This window comes from Rhizobium sp. RCC_161_2 (genome assembly GCF_041355235.1).
Lineage (GTDB): Bacteria > Pseudomonadota > Alphaproteobacteria > Rhizobiales > Rhizobiaceae > Rhizobium.
The window spans coordinates 17,431-34,316 of record NZ_JBFUPL010000008.1 but is presented as its reverse complement, the minus strand read 5'-3'; the positions used below and the strand labels follow the sequence as shown (position 1 = coordinate 34,316).

Genomic DNA, 16,886 nt, shown 5'->3' with positions numbered 1-16,886 from the left:
TTTGAGACTAAGCGCAATTTCTAAGCCATTGAAATTGCCAGAGCGGGGGTCACGTTCTTGCTTAAATCATTCCAAGGATTAAGTGCGTCCCTACCTACCCCCGCCCTTGCAAAAATCTAGCACTTAGCCTTCCGGCTAAATGCTGATTTTGCTTTCCCGCCCGCAAGGGGCGGGATAGACCGGCCCCTAAGCCCGCTTCGTCAGCGGAAAGCGTTCCTTCAGCAACCGCAACACCGAGTCCGTGCCCATCGGCGGACCGAAGATGAAGCTCTGGCCGTAGGCGCAGCCCATCTTGGCGAGTTCGAGCGCATCCTCTTCCGATTCGATGCCTTCGGCGACGACACCCATGTTGAGTTCGCGCGCCATGGAGATGACGGAGCGCAGAAGTATGGCTTTCTTGTCGCTTTCGTCGCTGACCATCGTCTTGTCGAGCTTGATCGTGTCGAAGGGGAAGCGGGTGAGATAGGCGAGCGAGGAATAGCCGGTGCCAAAATCGTCGAGCGCCAGGCCGATACCGGCGTCACGCAGCTTGCCGAGCACCAGGCGGGCCTGTTCCGGGTTCTCCATCACCTGCGATTCCGTCAATTCGAGCTTGATGCGGTGCGGCTCGCAATGGGTCTTGGCGAGCAGGGCGCGGATATCGTCGTAGAGCTCGTTGTTGAGAAGCTGCACGCTGGAGAGGTTGATGGAGACGAACAGCGGCAGGTCGCCGGTCTGGCGCTGCCACGCCATCAGGTCGTTGGTCGCCTGTTCCAGCGCGAACATGCCGAGCGGGCCGATGATATCGGATGCCTCAGCGATCGGGATGAACTCCGATGGCGGAATATTGCCGCGCTTGGGATGTTCCCAGCGCATCAGCGCCTCGAAACCGGCGACTTCGGCGTCTTCCAGTCGAACGATCGGCTGGTAGACCAGCGACAGTTCCTTGCGCTCGACGGCGCGACGCAGGTCCGTTTCAAGCTGCAGGCGGTCGGTGCCAAAGCTGCGGAAGGCCGGTTGGAAAGGTTCGACGCGATTGCCGCCAGCGCGCTTGGCCCGATACATGGCAAGCTCCGCGTCGCTCAACAGGCCGGAGGCGTTTTCCTGCTGGTCGACCCAGGATGTCAGGCCAATCGATGCCGTCAGAATGATCTCGCGATTGGCGAAGTTGATCGGCACCATGATCGCCTTGCTGATCGCATCGGCGAAATCGGCAACCTTGGCCGGATCGCGCTCGGACACCAGGATAAGGCCGAACTGGTCGCCGGAGAGCCGTGCAAGCGTATCCTGCGGCTTCATCAGGCGGCGCAGGCGCCGGGTCAGGGCAATCAGGATATTATCGCCCGCCGCAACGCCGAGCGTATCGTTGACCAGCTTGTAGCGGTCGATGTCGATCACCATCACCGTCGGGCGAAGCTGATGGCCTTCCGGCGCCAAAGTGAGAACGGCCTGCAGGCGGTCGAGGAAGACCTGGCGGTTCGGCAGGCCGGTCAGATTGTCGTGCAGCGCGTCATGCAGCAGCCGCTCGATCGAATTCTTCTGCTCGGTGACGTCGACGATGGTGCCGACGCAGCGGATAATTTCGCCGTTCGAGCCGAGCACCGGCCGGGCGCGGATCGACAGCCAATGGAAATGCCCGTCTTCGGCGCGAATGCGGAATTCATGGTTCAGCCGACCGCGGCGATGTTCGAGAAGCACGTCGAGCGTTGCGCGAAAACGGTCGCGATCGTCTGGATGCAGTCGTGGCAGCCAGTTACGCGCCGCGCCATGCATGGTGCCAGGCGACAGGCCGAGCTTCGTCGAGATATCCGGGGTTGTTACGACGCGGTCGCGCGCGACGTCCCAGTCCCAGACGGTATCGCCGGAGCCGGTGAGCGCCAGCGATTGCCGCTCGAGATCCGAGAACAGGCCTTGCTGGAACGCGCCGCCGGCAAAGGCATGCTGCATCACCGTGAAGCCGATCAGGAGTACGATCAGCACGAGGCCGCCGCCGAGCGCTGGCTGGATGATGTCGTTGTCGAGCTTGCCGGTGATCGTCATCCAGCCGCCGAACAGCCAGACCAGGATCAGAGCCCAGGCGGGAACCAGCAGAATGGCGCGGTCGTAGCGGCTGAAACCGAGATAGATGATCAGCAACAGGCCCGCCGTCGCCGTCAGCGCCAGCGACAGGCGCGCGATGCCCGATGCGATCGACGGATCGTAGATCGCCACGCCGAAGAGCAAGGCGAGGCCGAGAATCCAGGCGAGCGTCACGTAGCCGAGATGGGCATGCCAGCGATTGAGGTTCAGATAGGTGAACAGGAAGATCACCAGACTCGATGCGAGCGCCACCTCCGCACAGGCGCGCCATATTCGCTGATCGCTGGAGGTAATGCTGATGAGTTTGCCGAGGAAGCCGAAGTCGACACAGATATAGCCGAGCACCGCCCACGCAAGTGCGGCCGTCGCCGGCAGCATTGAGGTGCCCTTGACGACGAAGAGAATGGTCAGGAACACTGCCAGCAGGCCGGCAATGCCGAGCACGATGCCGCGATAGAGCGTGAAGGCGTTGACCGTATCCTTGTAGGCGTTCGGCTCCCAGAGATAGAGCTGCGGCAGGTTCGGCGAGGAAAGCTCTGCAACGAAGGTGACGACAGCGCCCGGGTTCAGCGTGATGCGGAAGACATCGGCCTCGTCGCTCGGCTGCCTGTCCAGCGCAAAGCCTTCGCTCGGCGTGATCGCGACGATGCGTTGCGAGCCGAGGTCCGGCCAGAACATCTTCGAATTTACGAGGCGGAAGTGGGGGGCGACGATGACGCGCTCAAGCTGCTCTTCCGAGACATTGGCGAGCGCGAAGACGGCCCAGTCGCCCTGATGGTTGGGTGAAGAGGAGCGTACCTCGATTCGGCGACGAATACCGTCGGCGCCGGCGGCTGTGGAGACCTGAAAGGCCTCGCCCTGGTTGGTGTAGATCTCCGTCGTCGCGGTGAGGTCCAGCGCGGTGTCGTCGCGCGAAATCTTCACAGGCTCGGCAGCCTGCGCCATGCCGGCCAGGAAAAACAGAATAGTAGCCGCAAGGGCCGCGAGGATCGCGAACGGCCATTTCGTCACCGGCAGGGATGGCTTGAGCGCTGTGGTCATCGCTTGACGGAGTTTCCGTTCAAGTCGGTGTCGGACACCAACCGGGAAAACATCACGTGATCACGCCACTGACCGTTGATTTTGAGATAACCGCGCAAATGACCTTCCCGTTGGAAACCGGCCTTTTCCAAAAGCCGTATGCTACGCTCGTTATCCGGAATACAGGCTGCTTCAATACGGTGCAACTCGAGTCCGGAAAAGATATAGGGTATAACCAACCGAAGTGCGGCGAACATATGGCCCTGACCGGAATGACGTTCGCCCATCCAATATCCGATCATGCAGCTTTGCGCGGCACCCCGGCGAATATAACCGATCGTGATACCGCCAAGTAACGTACTGTTTTCCTTGAGGAAAACGAAAAGCGGAATGGCCTGGCCGGAGCTATATTCCTGTTTTCCCCGGATGACTCGGGCCCGATAAGCGCCCTCTGTGAGCTCATCGTGGCGCCAGGTCGGCTCCCAGGGCTCCAGAAAACGGCGGCTCTCGGCTCTCAGCCTGTGCCATTGGTTAAAATCGGAATAACGCGGCAGGCGCAGCACATAGGTCGCGTCTTCAAGTTCAACCGCGTCCGGATGACGTGACAGAAACCGAAAGACCGATTTTTGCATTCCGCCCAATACTCCCCCGAGAATTGACCCGATCGGCAAGCGAAGCGGGCCTTAGCCGCTCGCGCTTTTGGAGGCGGGGGTCGATGAAGACAGCGACGTGACGATGTCTTCCATCGGCGCCAACTGTTCCAACGGTCCAATTGCCGACAGCGTTGGTACAGTATCGAAGAACAGGCGCCCCGCAAGATCCGTAAGGCGGTCGATGGTAATGCCCTGCAAACGCTCGAGCATCTCCTGGTTCGGGATCGGCCTACCGTAAAGCATCATCTGCCGTGCGATCTGGCCGGCGCGCGCGGCCGGGCTTTCCTGCCCCATCAGCAACTGCGCGCGGATCTGGGCGCGGGCGCGCTCGATTTCCTGCTGCTCGATTTTATGAGAGGCTTTGTGCAGTTCGTCGACGATAACCGGTACCAGTTCAGGCAGGTTTTCGCCGCCGGTCGCGGCATGGATGCCAAAAATACCGGTGTCGGAAAAGCCCCAATGGAAAGCATAGACGGAATAGCAGAGGCCACGGAGCTCTCGCACTTCCTGGAACAGCCGCGAGGACATTCCGCCGCCGAGAACATTGGCAAGGATCTGCGAACAGTAGAAGTCGCGCGTGTGGTAGGCGCGGCCCTCGAAGCCGAGCAGGATCTGCGCGTCCATCAGGTCGCGCGTCTCACGGATGTTGCCGCCGATATAGCGGGCCGGCTCGATGATGGGCGTTGTCGACGGCTTGGTCGGCAGGCTGGAAAAACGCTCCTCGACCTGGCGCACGAAACTGTCGTGGTCCACGGCACCGGCGGCCACCACGAACATGCGGTCGGTCGTGTAGTTGCGGTCGAGATAGCCGCGAATCTGTGCGGGCGAGAAGGAAACGACGGTTTCCGGCGTGCCAAGGATGGCGCGTCCGAGCGTCTGGCCGCGATAGGCGACTTCGGAGAACTTGTCGAAGACCACGTCGTCGGGCGTGTCGTTCGCCGCGTTGATCTCCTGCAGAATGACCTGCTTTTCGCGGGCCAGTTCCTCTTCGTCGAAGGCGGACTCGGTCAGAATATCGGCAAGGATATCGACGGCGAGCGGCACATCATCCCGTAGCACGCGGGCATAATAGGAGGTCGTCTCGGTGGAGGTGGCGGCGTTGACTTCGCCGCCGACATTCTCGATTTCCTCGGCAATCTGCCGCGCTGAACGACGACCCGTGCCCTTGAACGCCATGTGTTCGAGCAGATGCGCGATGCCGTGCTCCGCCTCGGTTTCATTACGCGAACCCGATTTGATCCAAACGCCAAGCGCCACGCTTTCCAGATGTGGCATCGTTTGGGTCGCTACTGTCAACCCGGACGCAAGCCGGGTGCACTCCACTGTCATCGCTTGTCTTTCTGCGTCTGTCATTCCCCGGCCCGGGCATGCTTGCCGATGAAAGTTTCAACGGCCTTCAGTTCGGGATCGAGGATGTCGAAACGCTCCTCCCTGTTCATCAGTCCAGCAAGCCACGTCGGAAGCGCCGGGTCAATACCACATGCCGATTTTACTGCGGCGGGGAATTTTGCCGGATGCGCGGTGGCAAGCGTCACCATGGGACTCGTTGGTTTCTCATTCTTTTCCGCCACGAAGACGCCGACGGCGGTGTGCGGATCGATGAGATAGCCGGTGTCGTCGAGTGTTTTGCGGATCGTAGCGGCCACCTGCTTTTCGCTGGCGCGGCCGGCGCGGAAGTCTTTCTTGATGAACTTCAGCGCGTCTTCGCCGATCGAGAAACCGTTCGATTGTTTCAGGCTTTCCATTGCGGCGCGCACTTTGGATGCATCGCGGGCATATGCTTCGAACAGCAGCCGTTCGAAGTTGGAGGAGATCTGGATATCCATCGACGGCGCCGTGGTCGACTTGACCGCGCGCATCTCATAGCGCCCGGTCTTCAGCATGCGGGCGAGGATGTCGTTTTCATTGGTGGCGATCACCAGCCGGTCGATCGGCAGGCCCATGCGCTTGGCGACGTAGCCAGCGAAAATATCACCGAAATTACCCGTAGGCACGGTGAAGGAAATCTTCCGGTCCGGCCCGCCGAGCGCGACGGCGGTGGTGAAGTAATAGACCACCTGCGCCATGATGCGTGCCCAGTTGATCGAATTGACGCCGGACAGCCTGACGCCGTCGCGGAAGGCTGTGTCGTTGAACATGGCTTTGACCAGGTTCTGGCAATCGTCGAAATTGCCGTTGATCGCCAGCGCATGCACGTTGGCGGCCGTCGAAGTCGTCATCTGCCGCTGCTGCACCGGCGAGACCTTGCCGTTGGGGAAGAGGATGAAGATGTCAGTACGCTCGCGCCCGGCAAAAGCGTCGATGGCAGCGCCGCCCGTGTCACCCGAGGTCGCGCCGACGATGGTCGCCCTTTGCCCGCGCTTTTCCAGCGCATAGTCCATCAGCCGTGCGAGCAACTGCATGGCGACATCCTTGAAGGCGAGCGTCGTGCCGTGGAACAGCTCCATGACGAAGCTGTTCGGCCCGGTCTGCACCAGCGGCGCCACTGCCGGATGCCGGAAGGTGGCGTAGGCCTCGTCGATCATGCCGCGGAAGACATCATCGGGAATTTCACCGTTGGTGAAGGGCGACAGCACCGCGAAGGCCACTTCCTGATAGCTCTTGCCGCGGAAAGCGCGAATCTCTTTTTTCGTCAGGGTCGGCCATTGCCGTGGCACATAGAGCCCGCCATCCCGAGCAAGGCCAGCCAGAAGAGCATCGCAGAAGCCAAGGGCAGGGGCTTCCCCCCGTGTTGAGATATAGTCCACGGTCTAGAATTCCTTTGGTCGCAAAATTGCCGAAGTGGTGGGATGAGAGAGTAGAAGAACGAAGCGATGGCCGTCCGTCTTTTTGCGTCGGATCAGCCGCGTGGTTTTCGCGTTTGCGCAATGTCCGCCCGGCCGCTTCCGGCGGGCGGCGGTTTACGCCAATCTGTCGACGTCGAAAAGTGAGCCAAAACGGTGCCTACCCAATCGATTTTTCGCTGCGTCGCTGGTATAGACCATCGCCAAGTGTCATAAAAGGCCCGTCGAACAGGCTGCAGGCCGATAATGTAAATTATATGCAGAGGGTGGAATAATAGTGTTTGGCAGGGTTTCGCGTCGTCTTTTCTCCGCTTCGCTTCTGGCATTGCTGGCAGGTTGCAGTTCTCTTGGTTTTGGCGGCGGCGGTGATAAGCAGCCCGTTACGGACGTGACGGTGGCGCCGCAAGCGGGTGCCAGCAGCCCCGCTCAGCCGGTCACCGGCGGTCAGGCCTATATCGCCGGAAAATGCCCGCAAGTCGTGATCCGCGACGAGGCGTCCACCTATCGTACCTACGCCAAGGGCGCCAAGGACGATCCGAACCAGTTGACTTACCAGGCATCGCTCGCCCAGGCGACGCGCCAGTGCACGAGCGACGGCACCAGCCTCGGCATCAACATCGCCGCGCAGGGCCGTCTTGTTGCCGGCCCGCAGGGCGGCCCGGGCAAGGTGACCTTGCCGGTCCATGTCGCCGTCATGGATAACAACACGGCGCTCTACGACAAGACGATCAACTTCGTCGCCGAAATCCCGCCAGGCGAGACCACCACGCAGTTTCTCTTCACCGCGAACGACATTCAGGTTGTTGGCGGCTCCGGCGGCTTCACCATTGTCCAACTGAGCTTCGATCAGGGGCCGCAGAAGCCTGTGAAGGCCGAGAAGTCGGCACGCAGAAAGCACGCCGCCATTAACTGAGGATTTAGGTCGTGGGCAATAGGTTGAACCTATTGCCTATCGCCTTACAAAACGCCGTCCCATTCAGCCAAAGCCATCACCACGCCCGGAAGGTCAATCATCCGGGCGATGACCGTTTCGGCGCCCGCATCCGTCAGCTTGTCGGCATGCGAAGGGTAGGTGTGCGAAGCGCCGGTGAAGCCGATGACGCGCATGCCGGCGGCGCGCGCCGCCTGGACGCCGTGAACGGAATCTTCGACGACGATGGTGTTGGCCGGCGAGACATTCATTTGCTTGGCGCCGTACAGGAAAATATCCGGCTTCGGCTTGACGCGGTCGGCGCCGAGATCCTTGGCGGAATAGATGTGCGGCGCGAACAGCTCCTTGTAGCCGACCTTGGTGAGCATCATGTCAAGGCGGGCGGAGCTGGAGTTTGAGCAGATGCAGCGCGGCATCGGCAGGCGCGACAGGGCAAGCGGTACGCCCGGGATGGCTTTGACGTCATTGGCAAGCCTGACGTCCAGCAGCTTCTCGGACTTGTCGAGGAGGGATGCGGAGAGCGGTATGCTCGCCTCACGCTCGACCTGAAACAGAATGTTCTGCCAGGTCATGCCGGCGAAGCGCTCGCCCATTTCCTCGGTGCTGATCGGATAGCCGGCGTCCGTCAGCAGCTTGGATTCAACCTCCGCCGCGATGATTTCCGAATCGACCAGAACGCCGTCGCAGTCGAAGATGATGAGGTCGAAGCCATTGCTCATGAGGATATTCTGCCTTTGAAGAGGGCGCTGGATCGGGCATGACCTTGTCCGAAAACCGTCTCGCGGCCTTCAGGGCATGCTCTGAAATGGGATCGAGCGGCTTTACACGATACGCCGGCAAAGCTCAACCGTTTGGCGGGCATGGCTGGACTGCGCTGGCGGAAAGGGTCCTTGGGCGCTCGACAATCGGTAATCGCGCCTTTAAGGATCAGCCATGGCCAAAGAGCGCGACGACACGATTGCCAGCCGTATCAGCCGGGTGCTTGCCGACCGCATCATCCGCGGCGAGATCGCGCCCGATGCGCGGCTGCGGCAGGATCACATCGCCGAGGAGTTCGGCGCCAGCCATGTGCCGGTGCGTGAGGCGTTCCGGCGGCTGGAGGCGCAGGGGCTGGCGATCAGCGAGCCCCGCCGAGGCGTCCGCGTCGCCTCTTTCGATCTCAAGGAAGTCCGTGAAGTCGCCGAGATGCGGGCGGCGCTCGAAAGCCTGGCGCTGAAGCACGCGGCGCAGCATCTGACGCCCGCCATTCTCGATGCCGCCGAGGAGGCGACACGCGAAGGGGACGCTGCTGCCGATGTCCGCGCCTGGGAAGAGGCGAACCGCCGTTTCCACCGCCTGATCCTTGCCCCCTGCGGCATGGCGCGATTGCTCGCCTCGATCGATGATCTGCACGCCGCCAGCGCCCGTTTCCTCTTTTCCGCCTGGCAATCGGGATGGGAAAAACGCACCGACCATGACCATCGCGCCATCCTTTCCGCCCTGCGTCAGGGACGGACGGAAGAGGCTGCATCCATCCTGCAGAAGCATGTGCAGTGGATCGGCCGGGCGCCTGTGCGGACACCGTCCGGGGTAACGCGCGAAGCGTTTGCGATTGTCGGATAGCTCTCTCGCATAAATTATAGATAATTTCAGCGGTGCTCTTTCGTTTGCCTTTGTGGCGGAAGGGAGGATTGCGCCCAGCTGCCTCTTGCCTTGCGCCCCAATCTTCTCCATAAAAATAGATGAGACTCAAAAATTATCTATAATTTTAAAAGGAGAGCCATATGTCCCTGTTGCATCATCATGAAGAGACCACCTTCGATCCGCTGCGTCTCGGCAAGCGGTCGCTGGTCGTCAAGGCGATTTTTGTTCTCGCCGGCACGCTGGTGCTGACGCTTGCTTCGTGGATCTCGGTGCCGATGGTGCCGGTGCCGATCACCATGCAGACTTTTGCCGTCACCATGATCGGCGCACTCTATGGCTGGCGCCTTGGCGCGCTCACCATTCTTGCCTGGCTGGGCGAGGCGATGGTCGGTTTCCCGGTTCTGGCCGGCGGCGCGGGCGGCATAGCCCCCTTCGTGGGCCCGACGGCCGGCTATCTCGTCTCCTTCCCGATCATGGGCGTGCTGGTCGGCTGGCTTGCCGAGCGTGGTTGGAGCGGTGACCGCGTCGTGCGCAGCTTCGTAGCACATCTTGCCGCTAACGCCCTTGGTCTTGCGATCGGCGGCGCCTGGCTTGCCATGTTGATCGGGGCGGAAAAGGGCTGGCTCCTTGGTGTTGCCCCCTTCATCCTCGGCGCTGTCCTGAAGTCGGCGCTTGCCGCAGCCGTACTCAAGGGTGTGAAGATCTATGGCGGCAAGGCGCGTCTGAATTGACCATCCGGCTTCGTGCCCATCATCTGCTCTGCATGCTGACCTTTGTCGGTGAAGGCTATACGCCGGCCTTCACCGACAATTATCGCCGGATAGCCGAGCGTCTGACAGCCGGAGAGGAGATCGAGCTCGTCTCCGGTCCAGACGACATCTGCGCGCCGCTTCTCGACGAGAAGGAGCCGCACTGTTTCAAGGATTCCGTGCTCGAACGCGACGCCGCCGCCCTGGCGGATGTGGTCGCGCTGCTGGGCGAAGAACTCAGGCCCGGCTCGGTCGTCATCCCCGATGCCAGCCTTCTCGCCAAACTGCGCCGGAATTTTGCCAGCGGAGACATTCGCCATGCCTGCAGCGGCTGCGAATGGACAGGGCTTTGCAGCCGTATTGCCACGGGCAATTTCACGGGCGTGCTGGTGGGCCAGGCCTCACCGTGACGCCTCACATCATGGGTAGTGGGTCGCTTAGATTCAGGCTTCCGCGTGATCCCATGCTTTGTCTGTCCGGCTGTTCTCAAGGGGAAACAGCGCCAGGAAACGGCGCTCGCCTTCCGAGGTAAACAGGATCGAGCGGCTGTCTTCCATTCGTCGTGCCCAACCCTTGTCGAAGAAGCTGGATAGCAGCGCCTTGCCGAGGCTGCCGGCAAGATGCGCCCGCCGTTCGCTCCAATCGAGACAGAAACGGCAGGGCGGGCGGCGTGACAAGCGCAATCCCGTCACATCTATGCCGATCGAGGCGAGATGCGTTTCGCCGCGTTCCGTCAGCCTCAAGCTCTCATTGACCGCCGAGATCGCGCCGGCCGCAATCAGGCTGTCGAGCATGCGAACGCCGTAGTCGCCGGCCAGATGATCGTAGCATATGCGCGCCTTGCGCAGTGCCGGTTCCTTCGGGCCGGGGCGATGGCGCAGGTGCCCTCGCGTGGCGGCAAAGCCCATGATACTCTCGAGGAGCTTGCCGACGCTGTCGTCGGCAAGCGTGAAATAGCGGTGCCGCCCCTGTTTGCGCTGCGTCAACAGCCCGCCGGCTTCGAGCTTCGACAGATGTGTGCTCGCGGTCTGCACCGTAATACCGCCGGCCGCCGCCAGCTCCGTTGCCGTCAGCGCGCGGCCATCCATCAGCGCGGTGAGCATATTCGCCCGCACCGGATCGCCGATGAGTGCGCCGATCTGCGCTATGTCGGGACCTTCCTTCATACTTCGATCGTAACCGAAGCATCGACGTCAGGCAATGTGCGAAAACATCTCCGTCACCAAAGGGAGAAGATCATGATCACCTGTTTCATCCGCTACGAGATCGACCCGTTCAAAAAAGATGCCTTCGCCGAATATGCCCGGGCCTGGGGCCAGGTTATACCGCGCAACGGCGTCGATCTCATCGGCTATTTCGCCCCGCACGAGGGCTCGGCAACCACGGCTTACGGCGTCTACAATATCGAGAGCCTGGCCGACTATGAAGCCTATCGCGCCCGTCTTGCCGCCGACCCGCTCGGCCAGGCGAATTTCGATTTTGCTCGCCGCGAACGTCTCTTCGTCAAGGAAGACCGCATCTTCCTGAAGAACGTATCGCTGCCGCACGGTCCGAAGGTGACGCCATGATCGCCGTTATTTTCGAAGTCGTGCCTTATCTCGGCGAACGCGATCACTATCTCGATCTCGCCGGCAAGCTGCGTGCCGAACTGGAGACGATCGACGGTTTCATCTCCATCGAACGCTTCGAAAGCCTCACTTCGCGCGGCAAGATCCTGTCGCTTTCCTTCTGGCGCGATGAGGCGGCGGTGAAGGAGTGGCGCAATCGCGAGGCTCATCGCGCCGCGCAAAAGGCCGGGCGAGGGGGCGTGTTCGCCGACTACCGCCTGCGCATCGCGCATGTGCTGCGCGATTACGGGATGAACGAACGGGACGAGGCGCCGGCCGATAGCCGGGTGGTGCATGATGGACCCGGAGCGATGGAGCCGGGCGACGACTGAAGACAGACTTATTTCCGGGAAATTGTGAAATCTGAGACCCGCTTTAGCCTTTGGTAACCAAGTTAGGTAACCATAACACTCAGTTAAGCGTAACGATTCAGTGTAACAGCGAGTATCACATGGCGTCAGTTTTCCCGCTTGCCGACCTTAGAACTTCCGCAACGCCGGGCTCTTGGGTCGACACGATCATCAAGGGCGATTGCGTGGCGGCTCTTGAAGCACTGCCCACGCATTCCGTCGATGTTATCTTCGCCGACCCGCCCTACAATCTCCAGCTTGGCGGCACATTGCACCGCCCCGACCAATCGCTGGTCGACGCTGTCGATGACGAATGGGATCAGTTCGCTTCCTTCGAAGCCTATGATGCCTTCACCCGCGCCTGGCTGCTCGCCTGCCGCCGCGTCCTGAAGCCGACGGGCACCATCTGGGTCATCGGCTCCTATCACAACATCTTCCGCGTCGGCGCGACGATGCAGGATCTGAACTTCTGGATCCTCAACGATATCGTTTGGCGCAAGACCAACCCGATGCCGAATTTCAAGGGCCGTCGCTTCCAGAACGCCCATGAGACGATGATCTGGGCGAGCCCGAACGCCAAGACCAAGGGCTATACCTTCAACTACGACGCCATGAAGGCCGCCAATGACGATGTGCAGATGCGCTCGGACTGGCTGTTCCCGATCTGCAATGGCGGCGAGCGCCTGAAGGGTGACGACGGCAAGAAGGTGCATCCGACGCAGAAGCCGGAAGCCCTGCTGGCGCGTGTCATCATGGCCTCGTCCAAGCCCGGCGACATTATTCTCGATCCCTTCTTCGGATCGGGCACCACCGGCGCTGTCGCCAAGCGTCTCGGCCGTCACTTCGTCGGGATCGAGCGCGAGCAGGATTACATCGATGCGGCCAGCGCCCGTATTGCCTCCGTCGAACCGCTCGGTAAGGCAGAGCTGACAGTGATGACCGGCAAGAAGGCCGAGGCGCGTGTTGCCTTCAACGTGCTTGTCGAAAGCGGCCTCATCAAGCCCGGCCAGGTGCTGACGGATGCACGGCGGCGCCATAGCGCCATCGTTCGCGCCGACGGCACGGTCGCGGCCGGCGGCGAGGCCGGCTCCATTCATCGCCTTGGCGCGAAAGTCCAGGGCCTTGATGCATGCAACGGATGGACATTCTGGCACTTCGACGACGGGCATTCCCTGCGCCCGATCGACGATCTCCGGGCGATCATCCGCAGTGATATGGCGAAGGTGGAATAGCTCCAGTCATTCGAGGCATGATCCCGCTTCAAAACCGCCCCACGGTTCTAGGGATCGTACTGCTGCCCATTCCACACACTCGCCTTTCTCTGTCTTGTACCTCCAGTTAGGGAGGAAGGCGAAACGCCCAGGGCCAAAACCCTGGGCGTCATCTTTTGGGCTTCGTGGCCTAGAATTCCTGATAGTCGGTCACATCGACCCGGACGACACGGCCATCCTCGTCGAAGGTGATCGTCTCCTCGCCCTCGCGAATAAGCGGCTTGCCGGTCTTGCTGTTCGTCGCCCGCACGGACCAGACGGAGCGGCCGGACAGCGGCGTCAGCGTTTCCACCAAGGAATTGGAGGCCGTCTGATCGGGATAGGTGTCGAAATAGCTGCGGAAGGCCTCCATGATCGCGTCGCGGCCGGCAAGGCTGCCGACGCCGTTCGAGACATAGGTGGCGTTCTCCGCGAAGAAATTCTCGATCGTCTCGTAGTCGAGCCTGTTGATGGCGTCGTGAAACAGGGTGATGCGTTCTGCCGGGTCGAAAATCATGGGTTCAAACCTTAATGCCGTAGGCGGCGAGATCGCTGCGCAGCTTCTCGGCGCCAGTGAAATGAACTGCATGCCAGCCGGCCGCTTTTGCGCCTTCGACGTTCGGAAGCGAATCGTCGATGAAGATCGTCGAGGCCGGATCGAGGCCGAAGCTTTTCGCATGGGTATCGTAGATCGCGATGTCGGGTTTGATCAGCCCGATATCGCCGGATACGGTGACACCGCGCGGCTTGTTGAGGAAATCAAAGCGCGCCTGCGCCTCGCGAAACGTGTCGGAAGCGAAATTGGTCAGCATGGTGACATCACGTCCCTCCGCAATCAATCCTTCGAAGATCGCTACGCTGTCGTCATAGGCATGGGGCACCATCTCGTTCCAGTTCTTGCGGAAGGCACGAATCTGTTCCGCCCGCTCCGGATGTTCGGCGATCAGCAGGTCTTCCGCTTCTTCCCAGGTACGGCCGCGATCCTGCTCGATATTCCATTCATGGGTGCATACGTTTGCCATGAACCATTCACGCTCGGCATCATCAGGGATGACGCGGCTGTAGGGAAGGGTGGGGTCGTAATGCAGGAGAACCTTGCCGATATCGAAAACGATGTGCCGTATTTCCGTCGTCATGAATTAGTCCCTGATGTTTAGGCGCTGGCTTTGATGAATGCCCCAGCTTTTGTGAAGGCATTTGGAATAGCCTGGGCGATCGCTTTTTTCATGACGGTCGGCAGGGCCTGGGCTTCAAGATTTGTAACCGGTTCCCACCATCCGTCATTGCGGCTGGTGCCTGATGTCACCTGAGCGCGGTAGATCGACAGCCGCAATTCGAAGTGGGTGAAGACATGCGTCACGGTCCCCGCTGCCTGCCAATCGGCCGGGAAGGGGGCGGCATCGGTGCCGGTTTCGCCGTCGATCCGCGCCGTCCATCCGGTGGTCGGAACCTCGGTCATGCCGCCGAGCAAGCCACTTGCAATGCGCCGGCGCAGATAGATTTCGCCGTCGCCATTGACCGCCACGAAAGCAGCTCCCTGCCGCACCGGCTTGTCCTTTTTCGCCGCCTTCACCGGAAAATGCTCTGGATCATGCGAGGCCAGCGCCTCGCAGCCACTATTGAAAGGACAGAGCGCACAGGCCGGCCGCTTCGGCGTGCAGATCGTCGCACCCAGATCCATCATCGCCTGCGCGAAGTCGCCGGGGCGATCGGCAGGCGTCAGCAAGGCCACCTTCTGCTTCATCAGGGGCTTTCCGGCAGGCAACGGCGTCGAGATGGCATAGAGCCTGGAGATGACCCGCTCGACATTGCCGTCCATGACGGCCGCCTGGCGGTTGAAAGCGATGGCCGCGACTGCTGCGGCTGTGTAATCGCCGATCCCCGGCAAGGCCCGCAGCCCATCCTCCGTGTCGGGAAACCGCCCGCCATGCTCCGCCGCCACGGCTTCAGCACATTTTTTCAGGTTGCGGGCGCGGGCGTAATAACCAAGGCCGGCCCAGGCGGCCATGACGTCATCGGTTGGTGCCGCGGCGAGATCGCCGACCGTCGGCCAGCGCTCAAGGAATTTGGCGAAATAGGCTTTGACCGCCGGCACCGTGGTCTGCTGCAGCATCACCTCCGAAAGCCAGATATGATAGGGATCGGGCCTAATCCCCCGCGCCGCCATCGGCGGCGAGATCCGCCAGGGCAGGTCGCGGTGATGGCGGTCGTACCAGGCAAGCAGGGATGCGGCCGTCGGGAATTGAGATGTCATCGTCATGATTTGCCGCATCGAGGGGAAGTGCTCTATACTTGACCAAGCTGCGTCGGACGATCAAGGTCCCGGGCGCGCAAACGAGGTTCCGGACCGCTATTCAGATGAGTTATCCCCGAAAAGGCGAGAAGCAGATTTCCGAGCTGACCAACGGCATCATCGATCCGGTGCTGGCAAAGCGTGCCGGAATCAATACGGCGCTGCTCGGATCCTGGGATGAGATCGCCGGCGAGGATTTCGCCGAATGTACGCGGCCTGAAAAGATTGCCTGGGCCAAGCGTGTAGGCTCGGGCGAGGAGGGCCGCTATCAGCCCGGCGTGCTGACCATCGCCTGCGAAGGTGCCCGCGCCCTGTTCCTGACCCATGCCCAGGGTGAACTCATCCAGCGCATCAACGGCTTCTTTGGCTTCCACGCCGTCAGCCAGATCCGTATCGTCCAGAAGCCGGTCTCGGTCGCCTCGAGGCGCTCCCGCACCCCGCCGCCGCTGAAAGGCGAGGCAGCCCGCAAGCTCGAGGGCATGATGGACGGCATCGAGAACGACAAGTTGCGGGCTGCGATCCAGAGGCTGGGCACGGCGATGGTTTGGAAGCGGGGAAGATAAACCGCTCCAACCGCTCATCCCCATGCAATTCTGACGGTAATTTAACCTCTCCGTCTTCTCCAGGTCACAATTCTTTGAAGAAAGTTGGTCAACCGTGCCTTGTTAGCGGCAACCAGCCGTTATATCGCAATGGACCATTCACAGATCTCTTAAACGACGGGTGACTCTATGCCGATGTCCGACATGCTCCTGACCAAACGCCACCTACTGGGCGGCACCGCCGCTGCGGCCCTCTCCGTGGCGTTCGCTGCCTTTGCGGACACTGCATCCGCCGCCAATGCCACGACGGCCGCTGGCGCGCAGGAGACCACCGCCGCCGCCTCCTCGCCGGAAGACGCAATTCCGCCGGCTGATGGCAGCGTCGATATGAACGAAGTGCTGAAGCCCGGTTCCCTGCCGGAAATCGCGCTCGGCAAGGAAGATGCTCCGGTCAAGATCGTCGAATACATGTCGCTGACCTGCCCGCACTGCGCGCATTTCGCCGTCACGACCTTCGACGCTATCAAGCAGAAATACGTCGATACCGGCAAGGTTCGCTTCATCATCCGCGAATTCCCATTCGATCCGCGCGCTGCCGCCGCCTTCATGCTGGCCCGTTGCGCGCCGCAGGAACAGTACATGCCGATGGTCGAAATGTTGTTCAAGCAGCAGATCGCCTGGGCCTCGCCTGACGTCGATGGCCGTGCCGCACTGCTGCAAATGTCGAAACTTGCAGGTTTTACTGAGGATAGCTTTACGAAGTGCTTGACGAACCAGAAGCTTCTGGATGATGTCAACTCAGTTAGGGAACGTGCAGCCAAGGATTTCGGCGTCAATGCGACACCGACCTTCCTGATCAACGGCAAGCGTTACGCAGGAGACATGTCGGTTGGTGCCATGTCGAAGCTTATCGACAGCCTTCTCTGATCCGCGCATTTTGCAAATGGCGGGCGGCGGGGAAACCCGTGCGCCCGCTTTTTATTGCCTCCCCCTTGGGGAGGGTGATCTCTGTGGTCCACACATGATC

General features: G+C 61.0%; 18 protein-coding genes. 9 read left to right on the top strand and 9 right to left on the bottom strand.

The annotated features are described in order from the left end of the window. Positions 1-186: 186 nt before the first annotated feature. Genes AB6803_RS20245 through thrC form a run of 4 tightly spaced genes read right to left on the bottom strand, consistent with a single transcriptional unit; the run spans position 187 to position 6,478 of the window. Positions 187-3,099, bottom strand: coding sequence for an EAL domain-containing protein (locus AB6803_RS20245; protein WP_371110575.1), 2,913 nt, complete (start codon positions 3,097-3,099; stop codon positions 187-189). Next, on the bottom strand, positions 3,096-3,710 hold the full coding sequence (locus tag AB6803_RS20240; protein ID WP_007693874.1) for a GNAT family N-acetyltransferase: 615 nt from the start codon (positions 3,708-3,710) through the stop codon (positions 3,096-3,098). Before AB6803_RS20240 ends, AB6803_RS20245 begins: the two co-directional genes overlap by 4 nt. A 51-nt stretch (positions 3,711-3,761) precedes the next feature. Beyond that, on the bottom strand, positions 3,762-5,060 hold the full coding sequence (locus AB6803_RS20235) for a M16 family metallopeptidase (RefSeq protein WP_371110574.1): 1,299 nt from the start codon (positions 5,058-5,060) through the stop codon (positions 3,762-3,764). Between the two features lie 20 nt (positions 5,061-5,080). Then, the gene (thrC, locus tag AB6803_RS20230) at positions 5,081-6,478 is read right to left on the bottom strand and encodes a threonine synthase (protein WP_371110573.1); all 1,398 of its coding nucleotides are present in this window, start codon (positions 6,476-6,478) and stop codon (positions 5,081-5,083) included. Between the two features lie 313 nt (positions 6,479-6,791). On the opposite strand from thrC, the gene AB6803_RS20225 reads away from it, so the two are divergent. Then, positions 6,792-7,427 (top strand): hypothetical protein, encoded by a 636-nt coding sequence (locus tag AB6803_RS20225; protein ID WP_371110572.1) that lies wholly within the window; start codon positions 6,792-6,794, stop codon positions 7,425-7,427. 44 nt (positions 7,428-7,471) lie between these two features. Here the strand turns inward: AB6803_RS20225 and AB6803_RS20220 are convergent, their stop codons facing one another. Next, entirely contained in the window at positions 7,472-8,164 is a 693-nt protein-coding gene (locus AB6803_RS20220) for an HAD-IA family hydrolase (protein WP_371110571.1), read from the bottom strand. A gap of 214 nt (positions 8,165-8,378) precedes the next feature. Between AB6803_RS20220 and AB6803_RS20215 the strand changes: the two genes are divergently transcribed. From AB6803_RS20215 to AB6803_RS20205, 3 genes are all read left to right on the top strand, one after another. Beyond that, positions 8,379-9,047 carry a GntR family transcriptional regulator gene (locus tag AB6803_RS20215; protein WP_371110570.1) on the top strand — a complete coding sequence of 223 codons (669 nt, stop codon included), beginning with the start codon at positions 8,379-8,381 and terminating at the stop codon, positions 9,045-9,047. A gap of 161 nt (positions 9,048-9,208) precedes the next feature. Continuing rightward, positions 9,209-9,799 carry a biotin transporter BioY gene (locus AB6803_RS20210; RefSeq protein ID WP_371110569.1) on the top strand — a complete coding sequence of 197 codons (591 nt, stop codon included), beginning with the start codon at positions 9,209-9,211 and terminating at the stop codon, positions 9,797-9,799. Then, complete coding sequence (locus AB6803_RS20205; RefSeq protein ID WP_371110568.1) at positions 9,796-10,227, top strand: DUF1284 domain-containing protein; 432 nt, start codon at positions 9,796-9,798, stop codon at positions 10,225-10,227. The genes AB6803_RS20210 and AB6803_RS20205 overlap by 4 nt, the downstream gene beginning before the upstream one ends. Before the next feature lie 33 nt (positions 10,228-10,260). Here AB6803_RS20205 and AB6803_RS20200 read toward each other — a convergent pair whose 3' ends face one another. Then, complete coding sequence (locus tag AB6803_RS20200) at positions 10,261-10,983, bottom strand: ArsR/SmtB family transcription factor (protein WP_371110567.1); 723 nt, start codon at positions 10,981-10,983, stop codon at positions 10,261-10,263. 72 nt (positions 10,984-11,055) lie between these two features. Between AB6803_RS20200 and AB6803_RS20195 the strand changes: the two genes are divergently transcribed. From AB6803_RS20195 to AB6803_RS20185, 3 genes are all read left to right on the top strand, one after another. Beyond that, positions 11,056-11,385, top strand: a complete 330-nt coding sequence (locus AB6803_RS20195; RefSeq protein ID WP_371110566.1) for an NIPSNAP family protein — start codon at positions 11,056-11,058, stop codon at positions 11,383-11,385. Beyond that, positions 11,382-11,756 carry an antibiotic biosynthesis monooxygenase gene (locus AB6803_RS20190; protein WP_371110565.1) on the top strand — a complete coding sequence of 125 codons (375 nt, stop codon included), beginning with the start codon at positions 11,382-11,384 and terminating at the stop codon, positions 11,754-11,756. Before AB6803_RS20195 ends, AB6803_RS20190 begins: the two co-directional genes overlap by 4 nt. A gap of 119 nt (positions 11,757-11,875) precedes the next feature. Continuing rightward, positions 11,876-13,006 carry a site-specific DNA-methyltransferase gene (locus tag AB6803_RS20185; protein ID WP_371110564.1) on the top strand — a complete coding sequence of 377 codons (1,131 nt, stop codon included), beginning with the start codon at positions 11,876-11,878 and terminating at the stop codon, positions 13,004-13,006. Between the two features lie 169 nt (positions 13,007-13,175). On the opposite strand, the gene AB6803_RS20180 is transcribed toward AB6803_RS20185, so the two are convergent. From AB6803_RS20180 to mutY, 3 genes are read right to left on the bottom strand one after another with little or no spacing between them, the layout of a single operon-like run. Beyond that, positions 13,176-13,541, bottom strand: coding sequence for a nuclear transport factor 2 family protein (locus tag AB6803_RS20180; RefSeq protein ID WP_371110563.1), 366 nt, complete (start codon positions 13,539-13,541; stop codon positions 13,176-13,178). Positions 13,542-13,545: 4 nt separating this feature from the next. Then, on the bottom strand, positions 13,546-14,160 hold the full coding sequence (locus AB6803_RS20175) for an HAD family hydrolase (protein WP_371110562.1): 615 nt from the start codon (positions 14,158-14,160) through the stop codon (positions 13,546-13,548). 17 nt (positions 14,161-14,177) lie between these two features. Continuing rightward, on the bottom strand, positions 14,178-15,284 hold the full coding sequence (mutY, locus tag AB6803_RS20170; protein WP_371110561.1) for an A/G-specific adenine glycosylase: 1,107 nt from the start codon (positions 15,282-15,284) through the stop codon (positions 14,178-14,180). Positions 15,285-15,382: 98 nt separating this feature from the next. On the opposite strand from mutY, the gene AB6803_RS20165 reads away from it, so the two are divergent. Both AB6803_RS20165 and AB6803_RS20160 read left to right on the top strand, forming a co-directional pair. Beyond that, the gene (locus AB6803_RS20165) at positions 15,383-15,880 is read left to right on the top strand and encodes a DUF721 domain-containing protein (RefSeq protein ID WP_371110560.1); all 498 of its coding nucleotides are present in this window, start codon (positions 15,383-15,385) and stop codon (positions 15,878-15,880) included. A 168-nt stretch (positions 15,881-16,048) separates the two neighbouring features. Further along, positions 16,049-16,786 carry a DsbA family protein gene (locus AB6803_RS20160; RefSeq protein WP_371110559.1) on the top strand — a complete coding sequence of 246 codons (738 nt, stop codon included), beginning with the start codon at positions 16,049-16,051 and terminating at the stop codon, positions 16,784-16,786. The last annotated feature ends 100 nt before the right edge of the window (positions 16,787-16,886 follow it).

What these genes read in the sequence shown, in the direction of transcription:
- AB6803_RS20165 (WP_371110560.1), top strand. Translation starts at nt 15,383, where the DNA reads ATGAGTTATCCCCGAAAAGGCGAGAAGCAGATTTCCGAGCTGACCAAC.
- AB6803_RS20175 (WP_371110562.1), bottom strand. Translation starts at nt 14,160, where the DNA reads ATGACGACGGAAATACGGCACATCGTTTTCGATATCGGCAAGGTTCTC.
- AB6803_RS20160 (WP_371110559.1), top strand. Translation starts at nt 16,049, where the DNA reads ATGCCGATGTCCGACATGCTCCTGACCAAACGCCACCTACTGGGCGGC.
- AB6803_RS20240 (WP_007693874.1), bottom strand. Translation starts at nt 3,710, where the DNA reads ATGCAAAAATCGGTCTTTCGGTTTCTGTCACGTCATCCGGACGCGGTT.
- AB6803_RS20195 (WP_371110566.1), top strand. Translation starts at nt 11,056, where the DNA reads ATGATCACCTGTTTCATCCGCTACGAGATCGACCCGTTCAAAAAAGAT.
- mutY (WP_371110561.1), bottom strand. Translation starts at nt 15,284, where the DNA reads ATGACGATGACATCTCAATTCCCGACGGCCGCATCCCTGCTTGCCTGG.
- AB6803_RS20190 (WP_371110565.1), top strand. Translation starts at nt 11,382, where the DNA reads ATGATCGCCGTTATTTTCGAAGTCGTGCCTTATCTCGGCGAACGCGAT.
- AB6803_RS20180 (WP_371110563.1), bottom strand. Translation starts at nt 13,541, where the DNA reads ATGATTTTCGACCCGGCAGAACGCATCACCCTGTTTCACGACGCCATC.
- AB6803_RS20215 (WP_371110570.1), top strand. Translation starts at nt 8,379, where the DNA reads ATGGCCAAAGAGCGCGACGACACGATTGCCAGCCGTATCAGCCGGGTG.
- AB6803_RS20245 (WP_371110575.1), bottom strand. Translation starts at nt 3,099, where the DNA reads ATGACCACAGCGCTCAAGCCATCCCTGCCGGTGACGAAATGGCCGTTC.
- AB6803_RS20200 (WP_371110567.1), bottom strand. Translation starts at nt 10,983, where the DNA reads ATGAAGGAAGGTCCCGACATAGCGCAGATCGGCGCACTCATCGGCGAT.
- AB6803_RS20235 (WP_371110574.1), bottom strand. Translation starts at nt 5,060, where the DNA reads ATGACAGTGGAGTGCACCCGGCTTGCGTCCGGGTTGACAGTAGCGACC.
- AB6803_RS20220 (WP_371110571.1), bottom strand. Translation starts at nt 8,164, where the DNA reads ATGAGCAATGGCTTCGACCTCATCATCTTCGACTGCGACGGCGTTCTG.
- AB6803_RS20210 (WP_371110569.1), top strand. Translation starts at nt 9,209, where the DNA reads ATGTCCCTGTTGCATCATCATGAAGAGACCACCTTCGATCCGCTGCGT.
- AB6803_RS20185 (WP_371110564.1), top strand. Translation starts at nt 11,876, where the DNA reads ATGGCGTCAGTTTTCCCGCTTGCCGACCTTAGAACTTCCGCAACGCCG.